15 protein-coding genes are annotated in these 18266 nt (G+C 67.6%); 5 read left to right on the forward strand and 10 right to left on the reverse strand.

What is annotated here, in order from left to right:
• Window positions 1-2 precede the first annotated feature (2 nt).
• From IPI67_28395 to IPI67_28430, 8 genes are all read right to left on the reverse strand, one after another.
• A complete protein-coding gene (locus IPI67_28395) occupies window positions 3-431 on the reverse strand; it encodes an MAPEG family protein (GenBank protein ID MBK7584106.1) in 429 nt (142 codons plus the stop codon).
• Window positions 432-590: 159 nt separating this feature from the next.
• Window positions 591-1160, reverse strand: a complete 570-nt coding sequence (locus tag IPI67_28400) for a hypothetical protein (GenBank protein ID MBK7584107.1) — start codon at window positions 1158-1160, stop codon at window positions 591-593.
• A complete protein-coding gene (locus IPI67_28405) occupies window positions 1157-2905 on the reverse strand; it encodes an adenosine deaminase (GenBank protein ID MBK7584108.1) in 1749 nt (582 codons plus the stop codon). The genes IPI67_28400 and IPI67_28405 overlap by 4 nt, the downstream gene beginning before the upstream one ends.
• Before the next feature lie 89 nt (window positions 2906-2994).
• Window positions 2995-3378 (reverse strand): DUF814 domain-containing protein, encoded by a 384-nt coding sequence (locus tag IPI67_28410; protein ID MBK7584109.1) that lies wholly within the window; start codon window positions 3376-3378, stop codon window positions 2995-2997.
• 5 nt (window positions 3379-3383) lie between these two features.
• A complete protein-coding gene (locus tag IPI67_28415; GenBank protein MBK7584110.1) occupies window positions 3384-4487 on the reverse strand; it encodes an NAD-dependent epimerase/dehydratase family protein in 1104 nt (367 codons plus the stop codon).
• Window positions 4484-9220 carry an AMP-binding protein gene (locus IPI67_28420; GenBank protein ID MBK7584111.1) on the reverse strand — a complete coding sequence of 1579 codons (4737 nt, stop codon included), beginning with the start codon at window positions 9218-9220 and terminating at the stop codon, window positions 4484-4486. The genes IPI67_28415 and IPI67_28420 overlap by 4 nt, the downstream gene beginning before the upstream one ends.
• A gap of 166 nt (window positions 9221-9386) precedes the next feature.
• Window positions 9387-10073 (reverse strand): SDR family NAD(P)-dependent oxidoreductase, encoded by a 687-nt coding sequence (locus IPI67_28425; GenBank protein MBK7584112.1) that lies wholly within the window; start codon window positions 10071-10073, stop codon window positions 9387-9389.
• A gap of 45 nt (window positions 10074-10118) precedes the next feature.
• Complete coding sequence (locus tag IPI67_28430; GenBank protein MBK7584113.1) at window positions 10119-11243, reverse strand: hypothetical protein; 1125 nt, start codon at window positions 11241-11243, stop codon at window positions 10119-10121.
• Between the two features lie 57 nt (window positions 11244-11300).
• On the opposite strand from IPI67_28430, the gene IPI67_28435 reads away from it, so the two are divergent.
• The gene (locus IPI67_28435) at window positions 11301-12956 is read left to right on the forward strand and encodes an NAD-binding protein (protein MBK7584114.1); all 1656 of its coding nucleotides are present in this window, start codon (window positions 11301-11303) and stop codon (window positions 12954-12956) included.
• Here the strand turns inward: IPI67_28435 and IPI67_28440 are convergent.
• Window positions 12922-14070, reverse strand: a complete 1149-nt coding sequence (locus tag IPI67_28440) for an NAD(P)/FAD-dependent oxidoreductase (GenBank protein MBK7584115.1) — start codon at window positions 14068-14070, stop codon at window positions 12922-12924. The genes IPI67_28435 and IPI67_28440 overlap by 35 nt on opposite strands.
• Before the next feature lie 118 nt (window positions 14071-14188).
• Between IPI67_28440 and IPI67_28445 the strand changes: the two genes are divergently transcribed.
• Window positions 14189-14731 (forward strand): hypothetical protein, encoded by a 543-nt coding sequence (locus tag IPI67_28445; GenBank protein MBK7584116.1) that lies wholly within the window; start codon window positions 14189-14191, stop codon window positions 14729-14731.
• 12 nt (window positions 14732-14743) lie between these two features.
• Here IPI67_28445 and IPI67_28450 read toward each other — a convergent pair whose 3' ends face one another.
• Entirely contained in the window at window positions 14744-14959 is a 216-nt protein-coding gene (locus IPI67_28450; protein ID MBK7584117.1) for a hypothetical protein, read from the reverse strand.
• 67 nt (window positions 14960-15026) lie between these two features.
• Between IPI67_28450 and IPI67_28455 the strand changes: the two genes are divergently transcribed.
• The 3 genes from IPI67_28455 to IPI67_28465 are packed head-to-tail and all read left to right on the forward strand — an operon-like array spanning window position 15027 to window position 18259.
• Entirely contained in the window at window positions 15027-16391 is a 1365-nt protein-coding gene (locus IPI67_28455; protein MBK7584118.1) for a DUF692 domain-containing protein, read from the forward strand.
• Entirely contained in the window at window positions 16388-17122 is a 735-nt protein-coding gene (locus IPI67_28460; protein MBK7584119.1) for a nucleotidyltransferase domain-containing protein, read from the forward strand. The genes IPI67_28455 and IPI67_28460 overlap by 4 nt, the downstream gene beginning before the upstream one ends.
• Before the next feature lie 3 nt (window positions 17123-17125).
• Window positions 17126-18259 (forward strand): hypothetical protein, encoded by a 1134-nt coding sequence (locus tag IPI67_28465; protein MBK7584120.1) that lies wholly within the window; start codon window positions 17126-17128, stop codon window positions 18257-18259.
• The last annotated feature ends 7 nt before the right edge of the window (window positions 18260-18266 follow it).

The following is an 18266-nucleotide window of genomic DNA, read 5'->3' on the forward strand; positions in this document are numbered from 1 at the left end:
GTTCAGATCGCCGTTCGGATGACCTGGACCGCCATGCCGACGGTGCAGGCCGCGCCGATCGCGAACACGATCGTACGGAACGGCTGGCGTCCCCAGAGATAGAAGATCGAGTGCAGGACGCGCGCTGCGGTGAACGTCGCAAAGTAGACGAGCGCAGCGTTTTTGTTGGGTGCGACGCCGGCATACAGAAAACCCACCGCGAAGAACGGGATGGCGTTCTCCAGCGCATTCTGGTGCGCGCGCTTCACTCGCTGCACGTCAGGGTGGTCGACATCTGCCTGCTCGGCCTTGTTCAGCTTCGCGTCTTCGGGGTTGACGTAGGCCTTGCGGGCGAAGCGCACTCCTCCCGTCCAACCCGCGAGCACGAGCAGGTGCAGCGCGATCACGCTGCTGAAAATTGCGTAGAGCTTCATCGCCTCGGTAGCGGGCATGGGCACCTCCAAACGCGAAGGCTGCCCGAAGGCCCCGAGCCGGGACAACTTCCCTCGGCCACCAGCGGCCGCGTCCAGGACATTGCGCTCACTTCTCGGCGCACCTGCCGCCAGCGTGATCGGCGCAATCTCGGGTCGTCCCCGAGCCCCCGCCTCGCCTCACTGTGCTTCGGGGCGGTCGACCTCCAACCGAACCCGCGCCCCGCGCAGGTATAGAGCCTTGGTCTTCGGCTCCTCGCTCACGAGCTCGACCGAAATCTCCTGCCGCTCGGTGCCGATTGCCCGATTACCCTTGTCCTTGATCGACACGACCTTGGCTCGCGCGGCCCCCTGCCAGTCGGTGCTGCCCTTGGCCTTGAACTGGAGCGCCACCTCGGTGCCCGTCTCGAGATCGGGGTGAGTGTCACTGGCCGTCGTCAGGAGAGACGTCAGCGTGACTCGCTTGCCGGCGCGGGCGAACAGCGTGGCAAAGACGTGGTGACGGCGCACCACCACCGGCGGCGGGTCGCGATACACCGGCTCGGTCGGTCCAGCGTCCGCATCGTCCCTTGCGACCTCGGCGTCCGGCGCTCTGCCGGAGTCCGCGCTCGCGCCCGCGCTCTTGGCCTGCTTCGAGCGCGGCTTGCTCGCCTTTTGCGCCTCGGCGCCGACCGCGGTCGAGTCCCTGGGCTCTGGCGCGGGTGAACACGCGGCAGTCAGCACGAGCAGCGCGACCGCCCAACGCCTCACTGCTTCGCCTCGAACTCCCGAAAGCGGCGCTCGAGCTCCCACTGCATCGCCGCCTTGGCGCTACCATCGAGGAAACTCTGACAGCTCACCGCGACCGGGCTGTCACCGTAGTAGCTGGTCGCGGTCGGCGCACACGCGACCACCGCATCGAGCAGGTCGAGCGAAACCCACAGGCTCGTGCCGGGCAAGAACGACTTCTCGAGACTGATGCGGGCCATCAGCTTGAGGGTTTTGTAGTCGAGCTTCTGATCTTGGACGGCGCGCAGGTATTCGCCCGCCATGCTCGAGCGTGAGACCCCCTGATCATCGGTCGCGAGGGCGACGGGCACGCCCGCCTTCAGGTAACTCGCGAGCGGGTGGTTGGTGCCGCTCACCTCGAGGATCTGTACGTTGCTGCTCAGGCCGATCTCGACCATCACCCCGAGCTGTTTCAGCTGCGTCAGCAACCCCGTCGGGTCGGTCTCGCCGAGCACGTCGACGCCGTGACCAATGCGCTCGGCGTGGGCGATCTCCACCGCCTTCCTGATGTGGTTGATGGTGGCGATCTTGTAGCTCGTCGGGAGGTACTGCGTGGTGATCTCACCCGCGTGCAGCGTGACGTGGAGCGGGCTCTTGCCGGCGTACTGACCGTTCAGGTAGCCGAGCATCTCCATGTGACGGTCGTAAGCGCTCAGGGCACTGGAACCGTCCTCCGGTCCGACCAGGTTCAACGCCACCAGGCGCGGCTCGGTCTTCGCGGCCTCGAAGGCCGCGACCATCTGGGCGAACACCGCCGGACCGCTGCCGCTCCGGGAGATGTACACCATGTACCGCGAGCCCACGCGGCACGCGCTCGCGGGGTTCGAACCCTTGCAGCCGAGCAGCTGGTCGGCACCGGACTCGGTGTTCTGAATGTCGTTGATGACGGCGGACTTCGCCCCGGCAAAACCGCTGCTCGCGAGCAACGCCGCGTGGAAGGCCGGCAGGTCCGCCGTCGTCAGTGTGCCCCCGGTCCAGACCGAGCTACCGAGATTTCCCGCGGTCGAGTTCGAGTACAACATCGGCTCGATGTAGACCGCGTTCTCGCTATCCGCGCGCTGCTTCACGTCCGCCAGCCCCTTGGCGTGGTGCGCCGCTCCGGAGATGGCGCCGAACTTTCCAAAGGTCGCGAAGAAGTGATCGTGCCCGGTCTCGGCCCCCGCCACGAAGTCCTGCATCGACCAGGCCCTGACCACCTGCAAGAACAGGGCGTCAGCGGCCGTTGGCACTGGCGACGTCGTGGACGTGTTGTTGCACGAGGTCGAGAGCGAGAGCGTGCTGTTCGTGATGCAGTAACCCCCTTCGGTCTTGGCCCAACTCATGTAGGTCTCGGCGTACACCGCGCCGGACATGTGGTTGTGAAGATCTCCGCCTTTGGGCACGGCGGTCAGGAACTGTTTCAGGCCGACGGGATCACCGAGCAACCCGTTCAGCTTGTCCGAGGCGCGCTGCTCGTCGGCGAGCGCACACGCGGCCGCCGTGTCCACGCAGCCGCTGTCGCCTGGACCGGTGTCGGCGCCGCCATCCGAGGTGCTGCCGTCGTCCGGTGCATCGGAGACCGAGCCGTCGTCCGACGCATCATTCGTCCCCGCGTCGGAAGCGTCGTCGGTGTTGCCGTCCGCGCCGGCGTCGGGCTTCAGCAGGCCGCCGCCCCCCCCGTCCTCACCTCCGCAGCCGACCAAGAAGAAGACCGCCATCAGCCCAGCCCAAACGCCCAATCGACTCATGAACTGTTCCTCGGTTCCTGCGGGTTCTCGGAACGATCAGAGTAGCGCGGCCTCGGACCCGGCGATATGCGCCCATGTCCGCAGCGGCCTCAGACGTCGGATTCGGGTTTCTCTGGCGCCACCTTCAGGCGTTTCTCCCTAGCAATCTGCACCATGCCGGCAGGGGCACCTCGCGGTTTCGAGACGTCAGCCACGCGGCAGACGTGCACCTCGACCCGGCTTCTGCTGCGCGCCTTGGAGAACCAGGCAGCAAAGGCTGCGGCGCGCAGCAAGACCTCCCGAGGCACCTCGACGCGTTCGGGGTTGCGAATCACGACGTGACTGCCCGGAGTGCCGCCGCCGACGTGAAGCCACAGGTCGTGGGGCTCCGCGACACGGAACGTCAGCTCGTCGTTCTCGTGCTCGCCGCGTCCAATCAGCACCTCGAAGCCGTCAATCTCGAGGGTGCGGTACGGACGCCCTTTGCTCGACATCGGGGTCAGTGCGAGTGCGAGGCCCAGGCCCCGCGGGGCGACGCGACGCCGCGCGCCACCAGATCTTCCACGGTGTCTCGGAGCGTCTCGCCGGGATCACGAGCGACCCAACCGAGCTCCCGCTCCGCCTTCTCGCTGCTGCAGTACCAGAAGTACTGCGCCATCTCGACGCTCACGTCGTCCACCGGCGGCTCACCGCCGATGGCGCGCACCGCGCGGGAGAACAAACGAGACATGCCGAGGGCCAGAGGGCGCGACGCCGGCAGCTTCAGGCGCGGCGCCGGCACACCGGTCAGGCGCGAGAGGCGCTGGAAGAACGCCGCCAAGGTGAGGTTCTGCGCGTTCAAGAGATAACGCTCGCCTGCCCGCCCGTGCTCGAACGCGAGCAACATGCCGAGCGCTGCATCGCGCGCATCCACGAAGGCGAGCCCTCCGGCGGGGACGGCGGGGACGGCCCGCTCCAGGAACCGCCGCACGTCTCCAGTGGACGACTCGCGCAGATCGCCCGGCCCGAGCAGCAGGCTGGGGTTGACCACCACCACGTCGAAGGTCGGGGGGTGATTCGCCTCGAGGGCCGCCTTTTCCGCGTAGGACTTGCTGCGGTAGTAGGGCCAGGTCGCGATCAGCTCCATCGGCGCGGAGGCCTCTTCGTCCGCGATTTCCTCGGCGTCCTCGCTGACCGCGATGGTGCCGCTGGTGCTGGCGTAGACGACACGACGCACGCCCGCGCGCTCGAGCCCCGCCAGCACCTGGCGGGTCGCCACGACGTTGGCCAGGTGCATCGCTTCGGCATCGGCGGGATCCCGTGACACCTTGCCCGTCGCAACGAAGGCGCCATCCGCGCCGCGGGCGCTCTCCGCCACCGCATCAGCATCACTCACGTCCAGCGCGAGCACGGGCAGCCCATCGACGTCTCCGCCGCCGCGTGACACCGCCACGACCTGGTGTCCACGCGCAACGAGCAGGCGCACCAGATGTGCGCCCAGAAAACCGGTCGCCCCGCCTACCCAGTACTTGCGCGGCTCCTGCTCCACCGGACGCGCGCTCGGTGGTGTCGAGCGTTTGCCGTTGCCGTTCGAGCGACGGCCGCCGTTCCCGTGTTCGCTCATACGTCCCCGCCGGCCGACAGCGTGAGCACACTCGAGAGTTTGTCGCTGGTGTTCTCCAGCTGAAACGCCCGCTGGAACACCATCAATAGCTCGATGTTGTTGCTCTTCACCGCGCCCGAGATGAACTCCTGCGGACTCGGTGTGTACGCCTCGCGCACGATGCGGCGGAACATGCCGGGGGTGGTCTTGAGCACACAGTCGGCGCTCTCGACGGCCTTGCCCACGGTGACCTCGCAGCGGTCGGGCTCGATGCGCAACGTCCAGCGTTCGCTCTCGCCCAGGGAGAAGTAGAAGCTCACCGGCTCCTCGACTGCGTTCGGGACGAAACGTTGGCGGAGCTCGCCGAAGACCGGTGCCAGGGAGTCGTCGACGGGGCCGAGAGCCGCAGCGTCCAGGGATTCTAGCCGAGAAATATCCAGGATCTCTCCGCGCGACAGGGCCACGACCGCTCGCCGTGTCAGCTCCGCGACGACCCGCGACGCCTCACTTGCGTTCATGCCCGCGGTCAGCCGCTCGAGCTCTTTCACCTCGAGCGGCGGCCCGATGCGGGCAACCACGTCGCGACGTCGGAGCACGGTGGCACCCTTGGGCAGCGCGTTGAACGTGCCGCCAAGATAGAGCGGCAGGATGTCCACGCGGTTCTGCAAGGCCAGATATCCAACTGCGCTCTTGAACTCCTTCACGTCGCCGTCGGAGCTGCGGGTGCCCTCGGGGAAGATCAGAACCGTCTTGCCTTGTTCGAGCAGCTCGGCGGCCTGGCGCAGGCTCTGTCGCAGCGAACCGCTGCGGGACATCGGCACCAGGTTGGTCAGGTTCTCGAAGTAGGCCTTGCGCCAGCGGTTGCCCTCGAAGAAATAGTCCTGCGCCGCGAGAGATACGAGCCCCTCGCCATAGCTGCCCAGCGCGTACTTCGCGAGCCCCATGTCGAGGTGGCTGGCGTGGTTCGCCGCGACGAGCACGTTGCGGTTGTGGGGAATGAACGCGCGACCCGCGACCCGTGTCTGCAAGAAGCGATCGTAGAACCCCATCTGCGCTCGCCCCAGCCAGTGCATCGCCGCCTCGCGCAGCGCCGGCGGCAACTCGAGCGGTTCGTCCTCCAGCGTCTCGATGGCCCGCGTGCGCGACACATGGCGCCCCAGCCGGGTCTCGCGCACGAGCGCCTCGGCGTCGCCGATGGTGACACAGGCGTTGAGCCGCTCGGCATCGACGGAGCCGCCGAGCTGCGCCTCGAGCGCGACCAACAGCTCGAGCAACATCAGGGAGTCGAAGCCGAGATCGGCGCGCAGGCCCAGGCTCGGCTCCAGCTCGTTCGGATCTTTGCGCGTGATGACCGCTACCGCAGCGCGCACACTCTGCGCGGGGCCATCCAGGTGGCTCGCACCGGTCATGCGCGGCGGCCGCTCGCTGAGTGGACCCACTCGCTCAATCACGCGCCGGACCTCGTTGCGCTTGACCTTGCGTGTCGTGGTCCGCGGCAGCTTCGTCTCGAGCAGCGTGACGACTGCAGGCCGCTGAGACGGCGGCAGCGCCGAGAGCGCCCGCTCCAAGGATTTCCTCGCGCGCTCTTTGCGCTCGACGCGCGACAGGCTGTCGTCGTCAGCCGGCACGGCGACACACGCAACACGCTCTCCGCCTCGGGGGTCATCGATCCCCACGATGGCGAGCTCGGCGATGTGCTCGATGGCGCCGAGGCGTGCTTCGACGTCGTCCGGGTACACGTTCTCGCCGTTCGCCGCGACGATGACGTCCTTCGCGCGCCCGACGATCACGAGCTGCCCGCGTTTGTCGACCTTGCCGAGGTCGCCGGTGTGCAGCCAACCCTCGGCGTCGATGGTGCGCCGTGTGCTCTCTTCGTCGTCGGAGTAACCGAGCATCACGTTGGGACCGCGGGCGAGCACCTCGCCGACCCCCTCGGCGTTCGGCGCCGCGATCCGGATGTCGACGCCCGGGATGGCCTTGCCGACGTGCCCCGACCGCGACTTCGGCCCCCCGGACGCCACCGTGAGCACCGGGGAAGCCTCGGTCAGGCCGTACCCTTCGGCCAGGTGCAGACCGAGCCCCGCGAACAGGTGGTGTGTCTTTTCGGGCAGCGCAGCGCCGCCACTCACCAGATAACGCAGATGCCCGCCCAGCCCCTCGTGCACGGGCCCAAACAGCAGCTTGCCCGCGTCGATGCCCAGAGACTTGCCCAGTGACCGATTGAGCTCGACGGCAAAGTCGAAGACCTGCGAGGCAAAACGCCCGCGCTCGGCGACCTTGGCGCTCACGCGCCGTTCGAGCATCTCCCACAGCGCTGGCACACCGATCATCGCGGTGATGCGCCCACTCTTCAGACCCAGCTCCAGACGCTCGCCCGTGAGCTCGTCCAGATACACGATCCGCGACCCGCGCGAGAGCGGGAGGAGCATGCCGCAGGTGAGCTCGAAGGTGTGATGCAGCGGCAACACACTCAGCACGCGATCTCCCTTGCCGAGCGGGAACAGCGGCGCGAGCGACGCCACCAGGGCCGTCAGGTTCCCGTGCGAGAGCATCACTCCCTTCGGCACCCCGGTCGTCCCGCTCGTGTAGATCAGCGCCGCGACGTCATCGACAGCCGGCTCGCTGGGATCCGAGAGCGGAGCGCCGTCCTCAGTCGCCTGCCAGAGGTCCAACCAGGATAGCGCCGGGCCATCTGCCGGCAGCACGGGTCGGACCCGCCCGGTCACCGTCTGGTCCGCGAGAAAGACCCTCGCCCCGGAGGCGTTGGCGAGATTCGCGACGACATCCGCCTCGATGCCGGAGTCGACGGGAACGACCGTGGCGCCGCTGTACAGGATGCCGAAGAAGGCGATGGGCCACGCCGGATGATTGGCTCCAGCGAGCAGCACACGTTCGCCCGGGGCCACTCCGGCCTGACGCAGCCGGGCCGCCGTGGCGAGGGCCCGCGCCTGCCACTCGCGGAAGCTGATGCGCGACAGCCCGGTGGCCTCCGTGCGCTGCAGCGCCACCGACAGATCAAAACGATCCGACATGTCGTCGAGCAGGTTGGTGAGCGTCGCGTGGGCAACCGGCGCGCGCCGCGGCCGCCGGATCCGCTCGTCGATCTGGGGAAATACCCACTTTTCAAGGCCCGGAATGTGGACATCGAGGAACCACTGCCGCCAGTCGATGCTCTCCGGCTCCCAGAAGATCTTCTCGCGATCCGCCGGCGAGAGGCGGGCGTAGGCGGCGCGGGTGTTGTCACAACGAAACACGTAGTCGTAGACCGCCGTGAACGGCACGAACGCAGTGAGCACTTCACCCACCTTGCGCTGGCCGTCGGCAAAGCTCTCCAGTGCCTTCGCGGTGGGCTTGAGCAGCGGTGCGGCGGGACCGATGGCGGCCTTCCTCAGCAACCGAGCCGCGACCCCCACACCGTCGGCGATCTTGAGCGGCCCGTAGGCTTCGAATTGTTTCTCTCCGAGCAGCGCGCCCTCGAAATGGGATTGCAGTGCGCTGATGACGGGCCCGCCACGCCCTGTCTTGCGCCAGTAGGTGCGTTTGTACAAACCCGAGAGCTCGAAACAGCGGCGCATCGTGCAAGGGTTCGAGTCACTCGAGCCCAGCTGGTAGACGGCGTGATGGCTGCCATCGAGCAACTCCGCGAGGGCAAGCGTCATGCCGCCGGCGACCATGTCGCAGGGGATGATGTCCAGGTAGTTGTCGCCACCCGGGATCTGCGTCTGTCCCTCGCGCAGCGAGTAGATCAGCGGCGCGCTGGTGTTGATGCCCTCGTTCCAGCTCGGGAACGGGAACCGCACGGTGCTCTCGACAATGGCGGGGCGGACGATGGTGTGAGGCAGCCCGGAGCCAGCGACGATCTGCTCACCGATGGCCTTGGTGTAGGTATAGGTGTTGGGAAAACCCCAAAATTTGGCGCGTTCCATGCCCATTTCGGCCAGGCGCGCTTCGATGAACTTGCGCTTCACGCGCTCGACCTCGTGCTCGAGCGGGCTGCCCCGGGCGGGCTCCCCGCGGGCTTCGAGGTTCTTCTTTGCGTCGTCCAGGAAATGACTCTGACGGAAGGCGTCACTCGCGCGGTGCCGCGCCTGCTCGACGACGTCGAGGCACTCCGCGATCTCGCGATCCGGATCCCAGTGCGCCCGCTCGAGCTCGCCGGCCCGCGGGAACGGGTGTTCGCGTGGGTCGATCTCTTCGATGAAGCCGGTGCGGGAACCGGCCACGAAACACGTGCTGGTGTGCAGGAAGGGCACCTCGCCGAGGTCCCTGGACAGCGCCACCAGGTTCTGCACGCCGAACGCATTCACTTGGAGCGCTTCGTCGAGCGGGGGATCGAAATCCACGACGCCCGATGCGTTGATGACACAGTCCACCGACCCGCGGAGCTCGTCTCGCAGGCTGGCGTCGAGCCCGCAGAAGGGCTGCACCACGTCTCCGGCGACGGGCACGACCTTCTCGCGCATGAACGCCTCGAAGTTGGCTCCGAAGCGCTCGCGGAGCGGCGCCATCAGCTCGCTGCCGACCACATCCTTCCAGAAGCGCTGCTCGGCAGTCTGATTGCCGCGCGGTCGAACCACGAGGTGGATTCGCTCGACCTCGGGGTAGTGGTAGAGCAAGAAGGTCCACCAGACCTTGCCCAAGAACCCGGTACCCCCCACCACGACGAAGTGCCGACCGCCGAGCAAACGCGCCAAATCCAGCGGCGGGCTGTCCGCGCTGACGGGTTTGCGAACGATGGGCGGGTGCTTCGGCATCTAACTTCGGACGGTTCGGGGCCTAAAGGGTCCTTTCGGTCACCCATGCCGGCCCGGGAGTCAAGGCTTGGCGCGCTGCGTCGTCAGGGGGTTCGGGCAAAGGCGGCAGTTAGCGGCGTGCCTCACGTTCCCGCCCTGCTGGGACGTCCGGGGCAAACCTCGCGCTTCAGGGGAAATTCACGCTCGTCTCGCTGCGGCTCTCGGCAAGCTCCCAGAACCGGTCGGCGATGGCGGCCGGCTCGAGCGTGGCCTGCCCGGAGTCGAAGGCAGTGCCTTTCACGGAGCCGATGACGACGACCTCGCCGACGTAGACGCCGTCCGGAGCCAGCTTCTGACTCAAGAGTCCGACCAGCTTGTGCTGCGCTGCCTTTGCGAGTGCGAGCCCCATCGCATTCCATTCGGTCGCCATCGCATCGATCTTCGGATCGAAGAACGCAAACCCGCCGCCGGTAACCAAGATCGCACCCTTGTTGCTGCGAAGATCGGGCAGCACCTCCTGCACCGCGGCGAGGAAACCGTGGGCACTCACGTCGAGCACGGCGCGGAGCTCCTCGGTCTTGGCGGTGGTCAGATCGCCGGCGCCCCCGCCGTAGGCGTTCCAATGCAAGATGCCAATTGGACCGACGGCGGCGCGCACATCACTGATGAGCTGACGCACCGCATCGGGGTCACCGAGGTTGCATGGAAAAGCCTTGGCGGTCACTCCGACTTCGCCCAGCGCCTCCACCGCTGCGGCGAGGCGCCCGGCGTTGCGCGCAACGAGCGCCACCGGATGCCCCTCTCGACCAAACCGCCGTGCCACGGCGTCGGAGATCCCGGGGCCATGGCCACAGACCACGAGAACAGGCTTCATCTCGCACTTGTAGCACACGCCGGCCTCGCGCTCCGGCGCGAAGCGTCACCACGGCTTCTGCACGCGCCCCACGCTGCCGTCGTGCTGAGTACACTGCTTGACCCCTTGGGTGCCGCGATTGAGGAAGTACACGAAGCTGGAGTCTTGGGCGAGCTTGCGGGGGTCGCGCTGCCCTGCCGCCAGCGTCACGACGTTCGAGCCGTCGAGCCGTGCCGCCATCACGGCGCCGTCGGAGAACTCGTTCGGAGTCCCAGCCTCGACCCAGTAGATCCCCTTTGTGTCCACCGCGATGTCGCTGGGTGTCGCTCGGCCGGAGAGCAGCTGAGTCGGCTCGCTCCCGTCGTGCAGCGCACGCATGATGGTGCCGTCCCCGGAGTTGGTCCAGTACACGTGTGTCGCGTCGATCGCGAGCCCCCGCGGGAGACTCTGGGAGCTGGCGACGATCGCAGCGCCGGCGCCGGTGATGTCACTGGCGTAGATTTGCCCCGCGGTGTCACCGGAGCCGCTGATCGAGACGAAGACCTTCATCGCGAGCAACTCGACCGACACCGGAGACTCGAGGGCGTCCAAGATCGCGATACCACCGACCGTGCCACCATCGAGATAACGCCGTCGAACCTGGCCATCGCCCCCGCCATACGTGCCGGCGTTCACCCAGTAGAGCGACGTCTCGTCGAGGGCGAGCGCGCGCGGCAAGACCTGCAAGCTCGCGAAGTTCTCCGGGGTGGTGGAGGCGGCCGGGAGCCGCCAGATCGAGCCGTCGCCGGCCGTCGCGAAAAAGACGTCGTTCGTCGCGGGATCGACCTCGACTGCCGAAGGTGAGCTCTGATCGGTCGCGAGCACTACGATGCAGCTACCTGCGTCGTCGCCGCAGCCCGCCGCCGGCATCGTGGCCACCACACCATTCTTTCCCGAGCTCTGCAGTGAACCTTGATCGACCCAGGTGATGGTACCGCCAACCACTCGCAGATCCGCTGGGCAATCCCTGCCGGCCGCGAGCACCTGAACGCCGCCGGCGCCCGCCCCATCTCCGGTCGCGTCCAGCGCGGCGTCCACGCCGCCGTCGTCTCCCCCCGAGCCTGCCGCCGCGTCGCTCGCGGATTCTCCGACCGGATCACCCGTACACGATGCGGCTCCGAGGGCCAGAACTGCGGCCAATACGCCTCGCACGCCGGTGAGCATAGGTGGGTCTCGGACGCCGCGCCAGGTCGGCATAGTCTCCCGAGCATGAGCGTCGGTGACAAACATGTCGTGGTCTGCGGGCTGGGCCACGTCGGTTACCGTGTGACGCGCTTGTTGCTGCGTCTGGGTGTCAAGGTCAAGACACTGGGACTCGAGGTGCGGGCTGATCGAGCGCGCGCCATCGTCGAGTCCGGCGGTGAAGTCCTGACCGGCGACGCACGCGATGAAGCGGAGCTGAACCGAGCCGGCGTCGCGGACGCGCAGGCGCTCTTGGCGGTGACCGACGGCGATCTCGCCAATCTCGAGATTGCGCTCGATGCTCGCCGACTGCGACCCGATCTGCGACTCGGCGTGCGGGTCTTCGACCGCGACCTCGCCCGTTCCCTCGAAGACAGCCTGGGGCACACCCGGGCAGTCGGCGTTTCGGCGCTGTCCGCGCCCGTGCTCGCGTTTGCTGCCCTGGGCCGTCAGCTCACGGCGGCCATCACCCTGGGCGAAGACGAGGTCCTCGTCGGGGAGCTCGCGCTCGATGCCAGGTCGCCCCTCGTCGACCTCACGCGCGACGAGCTGAGGCAGCGCTACGGCGTGAGTGTGCTCGCGAGCTGTGGCATAAAGCTCGAGGCCGGCGAGCGCGTCACGCTGATTGGCGAGCGTTCCGCGTATGCCTCGCTGCCTGGGCAGGCGGAGCTCGCCGCCGTCACCGCTCGAGCTCGAACCAGCACGGGCGTCGTCGCCACGTTTCGGACCGCATGGAACAACTCACCCCGCGCGCTGCGGAGTGTGTTCTGGGTGCTGGTCGCGCTCGCGCTTTGTAGCGTGCTGGTGTTCCGATTCGGTGTCGAGCCGCCCATCAGCTTGGCCGAGGCGTTCTACTTCACCATCACCACCATCACGACCACCGGTTACGGCGACATCACGCCGCGCACGTCGGGCCCGGCGATGATGGTCTATGCCTCGTTGTTCATGCTGCTCGGCTCGGTGACGATGGCAGTGCTCTATTCGTTCGCGACCAGCTTCGTCGTGAGTGAGCAACTGCGCGCCGAGCTCGGGCGCCCCCCCATGCCACGAGGCGGCCACGTGATCGTCGTCGGACTCGGGAACGTCGGATACCGCACCTGGGGAGAGCTCGGTCGCCTGGGGGTGAACGTCGTGGCGATCGATCTGGACTCCGAAGGGGAGTTCGCCAGCGCTCTCGCAGGACGCGCGCCCTTCGTGACCGGGGACGCACGCATCGAGTCGACGCTCTCGGCCGCCCAGGTCGAGACCGCCGTTGCGATCATAGCCACCACCGGCGACGACGCCGCCAACCTCGGCATCGCGCTCGGAGCGCGCCGGCTCTCACCGAAGCTCCGCACCATCGTGCGGGTGTTCGACGCCGATTTCGCTGGCAAGCTCGAGCAGGGCAAGCTCGTGGACGTAGCCGTCAGCACCTCTCGCGTCGCGGCTCCCACCTTCGCCGCGGCGGCGTTGTTCGACGACGCCGTCGTCGGCCTGGAGGACGATCGCGGGCTGACCGCGCTGTGCTTCGGCGCCCTGCCCCAAGACTGGACCGGCCGCTCCCCGGCCGAAATCGCTGCCAACGTGCCGCTGGTCGAACGAGCGGGTCACGTCTCCGCCTGGGATCCAACCGAACCGCTGCCCGACGGTTGCAATGTGCTCACGGCGCTCAGCCGTCCGCGAGCGAGCGAGCACGCGCCGTAGACTCCGCGATCGCGAGGGCGATGCGTCTAGCCTCGAGCGCGATCTCCCGGAGCATGCCCGTCGGCGAGACGTAGAACCCGCAGAAGTACAGACCGGGCAGGGTCTCGGCACCGCTCTTCGTCGGAACGCCGTCCGGCGAACAGATCTGGTCCGCCGCCGCGAGAAAGTCGCTCAGGGCGGGCCGATAGCCCGTGCCCAGCACGACCGCCGCGAAGGCCTCCTCGCGCCCCCCTTCGAACACGACGCCCGTGCGGGTGAAACGCTGGATGTTCGGGCGCACCTCGATCTCACCTTTCTTGATCAGTGCCACGGTGCCGATGTCCAGCAGCGGGATGCGCCCGTGGCGCTGGATCTGCACATTGGGCCCGTACGGCAGCTTCTTCAGGCCCAGCTTGCGAACATCGCCGATCGTCGCGCGGATCAAGGGCCACGCCATCAAATCGGCGGTCTCGGGAGAGAGAAAGCTCAGGCTGATTCCGACCCCCAGGATCGGTATGCCGAACAGGTCGCGGGGAATGATGTTGACCCCCCCGCGGACCGACAGTGTTGGCCTGGCCCCTCGCTCGTGGAGGTCGATGGCGATTTCGCAGGCGGAGTTCCCGAAACCGACCACCAGCACACGCTCGCCCTTCCAGGCATCTCCGTTCTTGTACTTCGAGCTGTGCAGGAGCTCCCCGCCGTAGTCGTCCTGTCCCGGCCATGACGGGATGAACGGCACCCGGGTGTAGCCCGTGGCGATGACGACGTTCTTCGACAAGTACTCGCCACCCGTCGACTGCGTGAGCCACATTCCGTCGCGCTGCTCGATGCGCCGGACCTCCTGACCAAAGCGCGGAAAGAGATCAAAGCGCTCGGCGTATCCCTCCAGGTATTTCACGACGGCGTCACGGGCTGGATAAGTCTCGATGTCTGCGCCCCACTTCCGATACGGCAACTGCGAGAGCGACTTGGTCGTGTGCAGGTGGAGCCGCTCGTAGTGATTGCGCCACGCCGTCGCGACCTCGGCCTCCTTCTCCAGGATCACGTGCTCGACGCCCGCCTTGGCGAGGCAACAAGCGGTCGAGAGGCCCGCCGCACTCGCGCCGACGACCAGCGTGTCCACGGGCTCCGCCATGCTCGGACCCTAACCCGATCTCGCACCCGGTCGCCGCTTGCTCTGGATTCGCCGCCGCCCTAGGCCAGGGCTCCGTCCGGCTTGCAGTGCGGGTCACTTCGTCGAACAATCCAACGCGATGGGTGGTTTTTTTCGGCTGGGCTGGGCCCTCTCTTTCCTTCTTCTCGTGGCCTGCGGTGGAAGCGAGTTCGGAAGCGACCAGGGGACCGGCGGCAGCGATGCGGGGACCGGCGCGACCGGCGGCAGCGGCGGCACCGGCAACCTGGGCGGCAGCAGCGGCCAGAGCGGCAGCGGCGGCCAGGGCGGAACGGCAGCGCTGGGCGGAACCGGGGGAGCAGTCGACGCTGGCACCGATGTCGGCAGCTACGTCTGCTCGACGACGCTGCACGGCAAGGATTGCATGGCACCCCAGGTCACGACGGGAGACCCCACGTGCGACACCTGCGGGCGCCAGCAATGTTGCACACAGACGAACGCGTGCCTCGCCGACGCGCTCTGCGCCCAGACACTCCGCTGCTACCTGGACAACTGCATCGGAGTGAGCGCGACCGCCTGTGTGCTCTCCGCGTGTCAGGCCTGCATCAGCCCGACGCTGTTCCTCCCGCTCTCGAGCTGCCTGCAGACCAAGTGCTCCGCTTCCTGTCCGACGCTCATCCCCTGACCAGCGTGCGGTTCATGGCAGGCCGCGCACGCAGCGTGCACGGTGGGGAACGCTGGCCGTGTCGAAGGACTCCGTGCCGCTTGCGAAGTCGACGAGCAGTGACTTCGTCGGGTCCGAGCGCCGGGGCGTCGACGTCCAGAGGCCTTGCTCGGGAGTCGGCCACTCGAGACCGGTGATACTGTCCTTGACGACGTTGGCATTGACCGCGTACCCGGGCGTATTGAGCACAGCGAGTGTCCGCCCTCGGTCGACCGCGTTGCAGCAAAAGGCGGCGCAGGCTAGCGTCCCGGCGCGCATGTCGGGGACGGGTGGTGTCGGATTGGCATTTCGAGCCGAGCTGGCCGCGGATCTCCTGCGGCGGCCGAGCTCTGTCGACTTCGTGGAGGTCGTCGCCGAGAGCTGCTTCGTGCAGCCGGCCACACGGCGCGAGGCTCGTGCGCTGACCGAGCTCTGGCCGGTCGTGCCTCACGGAGTGAAGCTCTCGCTCGGGGCGGCCGAAGGCATCGAACCGGAGCGTGCCCGCGCCCTGGGCGCCCTCGCTCGGGAGCTCGGCGCGCCCGTGATCAGCGAACACATCGCGTTCGTGCGCAGCGGTGGCCGCGAGATCGGTCACCTGACCGCGCTCCCCTACACACGCACCGCCGTGAGCGTCGTTGCCGGCAACGTCGCCCGCGCCCGGCGTTACCTGCCGGACGTGCCTTTCCTGCTCGAAAACGTGGCGTGGTCGTTCGCGTGGCCCGACCACGAAATGAGCGAGGGTGATTTCTACAGCGAGGTCGCCGCGGCCACCGGCTGCCCACTTCTGCTCGACGTTGGCAACCTGTACGCCAACGCCGTGAACTCGGGTGAAGAGCCGTGGCAGGCGGCCGAACGCTTCCCACTGGAGCAGGTCGGCATGATCCACCTGGCCGGGGGCGTCTCGGAGCACGGATTCTACTTCGACGACCACGCCCACGCGGTACCCGAGCCGGTGTTCTTGCTGCTCGAACGGGTCCTCAACCGGACCGGCGCCGTGCCGATGCTCCTGGAGCGCGACGCTCTGTTTCCCGAGTTCACCGAGCTCACGGGCGAGACCGAGCGCTGTCGCAACATTCAGCGAGGCGCGGCGCCGAAGGCGCAACACAAAGTCGAGCCCACCCCGCTCGTGCTTCCATCGGAGCCGATGCGTGCCGAGCTGGTGGCCGCGCAGAATCGCATTACGTGCGCGCTGACGGACGTGCGTGCACCAAACGCCGCAGACGAGGCCCACTTCGGCGCCGAACCGCTGCGCCGTTCGCGCGAGATCCTGAAACGCAAGCGTGTGGACGAAGCCCTGCCGATCCTCGGGTTTCTCGCGCGCCACAAACCCGAGCTGGAGGTCATCGGCCGCGCGGTCGTCGATGCAACTCCGCGTCAGCCGCGCCTGGCTGCGATCGCCGATGCCTGGGCCATCGCGGAGCGCGCCGTGCAAATACGCTCGCTGGCGGATGACGCGCGCCGCGACTGTTTGATCTTGCGCTCGCGTTTCACGCGCAACCCGACTACCTGCGCCGTCGAGCCGCGACGCGCGCCCTTCGTCGGACAAGAGACCCTCCACGACGGCAGCCGGCTCTTGGCGCTGAAAGCGCCAGGCTCCCGTTCCCGCGTACGCACAATCGAAAGGACCAGGCCGCGACCATGACCGACACTCCGAAGCAGACACCAAAGCTCGCCTCCGACTTACCGGAGACGGTGCGCGACCGGCTCGGCGATCTGGCCAGCACCCTGAAGAGCCAGCTCGGCGACAACCTCGCGGCGCTGCTGGTCTTCGGCAGCGCGGTCCGGGGCGGATTTCGCCCGGGAGTGAGCGACGTCGATCTGATCCTGGTGCTCGCGGATCCGAGCCGCGAGGCCCTGCTGTCCGTCGCCAACACCCTCACCGTCGCGCGCTCGGCGTTCCGCTTCGAAGCGGTGATCCTCGGCGCCGACGAGATCCCGCGCGCCGCCGACGTCTTCCCGCTCTTCTACGACGACATCAAGAGTTGCCACGTCGTCCTCTCCGGCAAGGACCCCTTCGCGGCGCTCGAAATTTCGGACCAGCACCGGCGACTGCGCATCGAGCAAGAGCTCCGAGAATCGCAGATCCGCTTGCGCCGCGCCGTCGTCGATGGACTCGGCGCCGGCCCTCAGCTCGCCGGCGCCGTCGAGCGCAAGGTCAAGCAGCTCCGCGGTCCGCTACACGCCCTCCTGTCGTTGCGCAAGTCGCCGGCCAAGGACGACACCCTGCCAACGCTGCTCGAGAAGGCGGCCGCGGTGTACGACGTCGACACGGCGCCGCTCTCGAGCGTGCGCAAAGACCCGGATGCCGCCCACGATGCCCTGCAAAAACTCCTCGATCACATGATTCGAGAAGTCGATCAGATGGAGAGCTGAGCAATGCACGAGTTGTTCGATTTCTACCCGTTCGACATCCAACCCGGCGGGCCCTTCCTCGATTTTTTCCTGGTGTTCTCGCTGCTGGTCGCCGTCGGCGCACTGGTCGTGCGCTTTCTGGCCGCGCGCATCTTGCTCGACGCGGCCCCACCGCTGGCAACACCAAAGGCGTCGCCAATCATGTGGGCGCAGGCCGCCGGTGCGCCGTACCGCATGGCCGGTGCAATGCCGGCACCGGAACCGACGGTGCGCGGTCTGGCCAAAGGTTTCATCCCCCAGGGCGACGAGCTGTTTGCGGTGGCTTATTTGAAGCGTGGAGTGCCGGGCGTCGCCAACTTGCTCGTGGCCCAGGCCATCGGTGAAGGCTGGCTGACACCGAGCGCGCCGGTCGTCGACGCCTCGGGTGCACAGCAGACGGCGTACGTGTTGAACGACTCGATCACCCCGACCACGCCGCTGCTCAGCTCCTTCAAACAATCGCTGCGCACCGCAGGCAGCCAGCCGACTGCAGCGACGATCACCGCCACGGCCACGGCCGTCGCCACCACCCAGGAGAGTGAGCTGAAGACGCTCCTGGCACGGGGCGGGCTGATCCGTAACGCCGGCCGCATCGCCATGTACGTCCTGGTGATGCTCGTGCCGCTCGCGTTCGTCGAGATCGTGGGCGCAATCCGCGTGCTCTGGCTGATGGAGATCGATCGTCCCTTCTCCAACCTGTTCACCGCCATGATCATCGTGGGCGGCATCGGCCTCGTGCTGGCCTTCGTCGGACGCAAGCGGAGCACGCTGGCAAGACCGTATTTGTCCTGGCTCGATGACGCCACGTTGTCGCTGCGCGCAGACGTGACGGGCGGCCGGCGGTTCAACCCGGCAGATGTGGGCATTGCAGTCGCCGTCGCGGGTGGCGCGGCGCTGGCTGCCGTACCCGCCTTCGCAGCGCTGCAGCCAGTGTTGGCCACCGAGCGCCTGCTGTCACCCGGAGACATCGACACGAGCACCACGGGCGCTGGCTTCTGGGTCGCATCCTCCTCCGGTTCTTCCAGCTGTTCATCGTCGAGTTGTTCGTCGTCGAGCTGCGGCGGCGGTGGCGGCTGTGGCGGCGGTGGTGGCTGCGGCGGCGGTGGTGGCTGCAGCTGAGCGTCCA

It is taken from the genome of Myxococcales bacterium (assembly GCA_016706225.1).
Lineage (GTDB): Bacteria > Myxococcota_A > Polyangia > Polyangiales > Polyangiaceae > JADJKB01.

Coding starts and splice junctions, on each gene's coding strand:
- IPI67_28455 (MBK7584118.1), top strand. CDS start 15,027: ATGTCGGGGACGGGTGGTGTCGGATTGGCATTTCGAGCCGAGCTGGCC.
- IPI67_28465 (MBK7584120.1), top strand. CDS start 17,126: ATGCACGAGTTGTTCGATTTCTACCCGTTCGACATCCAACCCGGCGGG.
- IPI67_28440 (MBK7584115.1), bottom strand. CDS start 14,070: ATGGCGGAGCCCGTGGACACGCTGGTCGTCGGCGCGAGTGCGGCGGGC.
- IPI67_28420 (MBK7584111.1), bottom strand. CDS start 9,220: ATGCCGAAGCACCCGCCCATCGTTCGCAAACCCGTCAGCGCGGACAGC.
- IPI67_28460 (MBK7584119.1), top strand. CDS start 16,388: ATGACCGACACTCCGAAGCAGACACCAAAGCTCGCCTCCGACTTACCG.
- IPI67_28445 (MBK7584116.1), top strand. CDS start 14,189: ATGGGTGGTTTTTTTCGGCTGGGCTGGGCCCTCTCTTTCCTTCTTCTC.
- IPI67_28415 (MBK7584110.1), bottom strand. CDS start 4,487: ATGAGCGAACACGGGAACGGCGGCCGTCGCTCGAACGGCAACGGCAAA.
- IPI67_28405 (MBK7584108.1), bottom strand. CDS start 2,905: ATGAGTCGATTGGGCGTTTGGGCTGGGCTGATGGCGGTCTTCTTCTTG.
- IPI67_28395 (MBK7584106.1), bottom strand. CDS start 431: ATGCCCGCTACCGAGGCGATGAAGCTCTACGCAATTTTCAGCAGCGTG.
- IPI67_28435 (MBK7584114.1), top strand. CDS start 11,301: ATGAGCGTCGGTGACAAACATGTCGTGGTCTGCGGGCTGGGCCACGTC.
- IPI67_28410 (MBK7584109.1), bottom strand. CDS start 3,378: ATGTCGAGCAAAGGGCGTCCGTACCGCACCCTCGAGATTGACGGCTTC.
- IPI67_28425 (MBK7584112.1), bottom strand. CDS start 10,073: ATGAAGCCTGTTCTCGTGGTCTGTGGCCATGGCCCCGGGATCTCCGAC.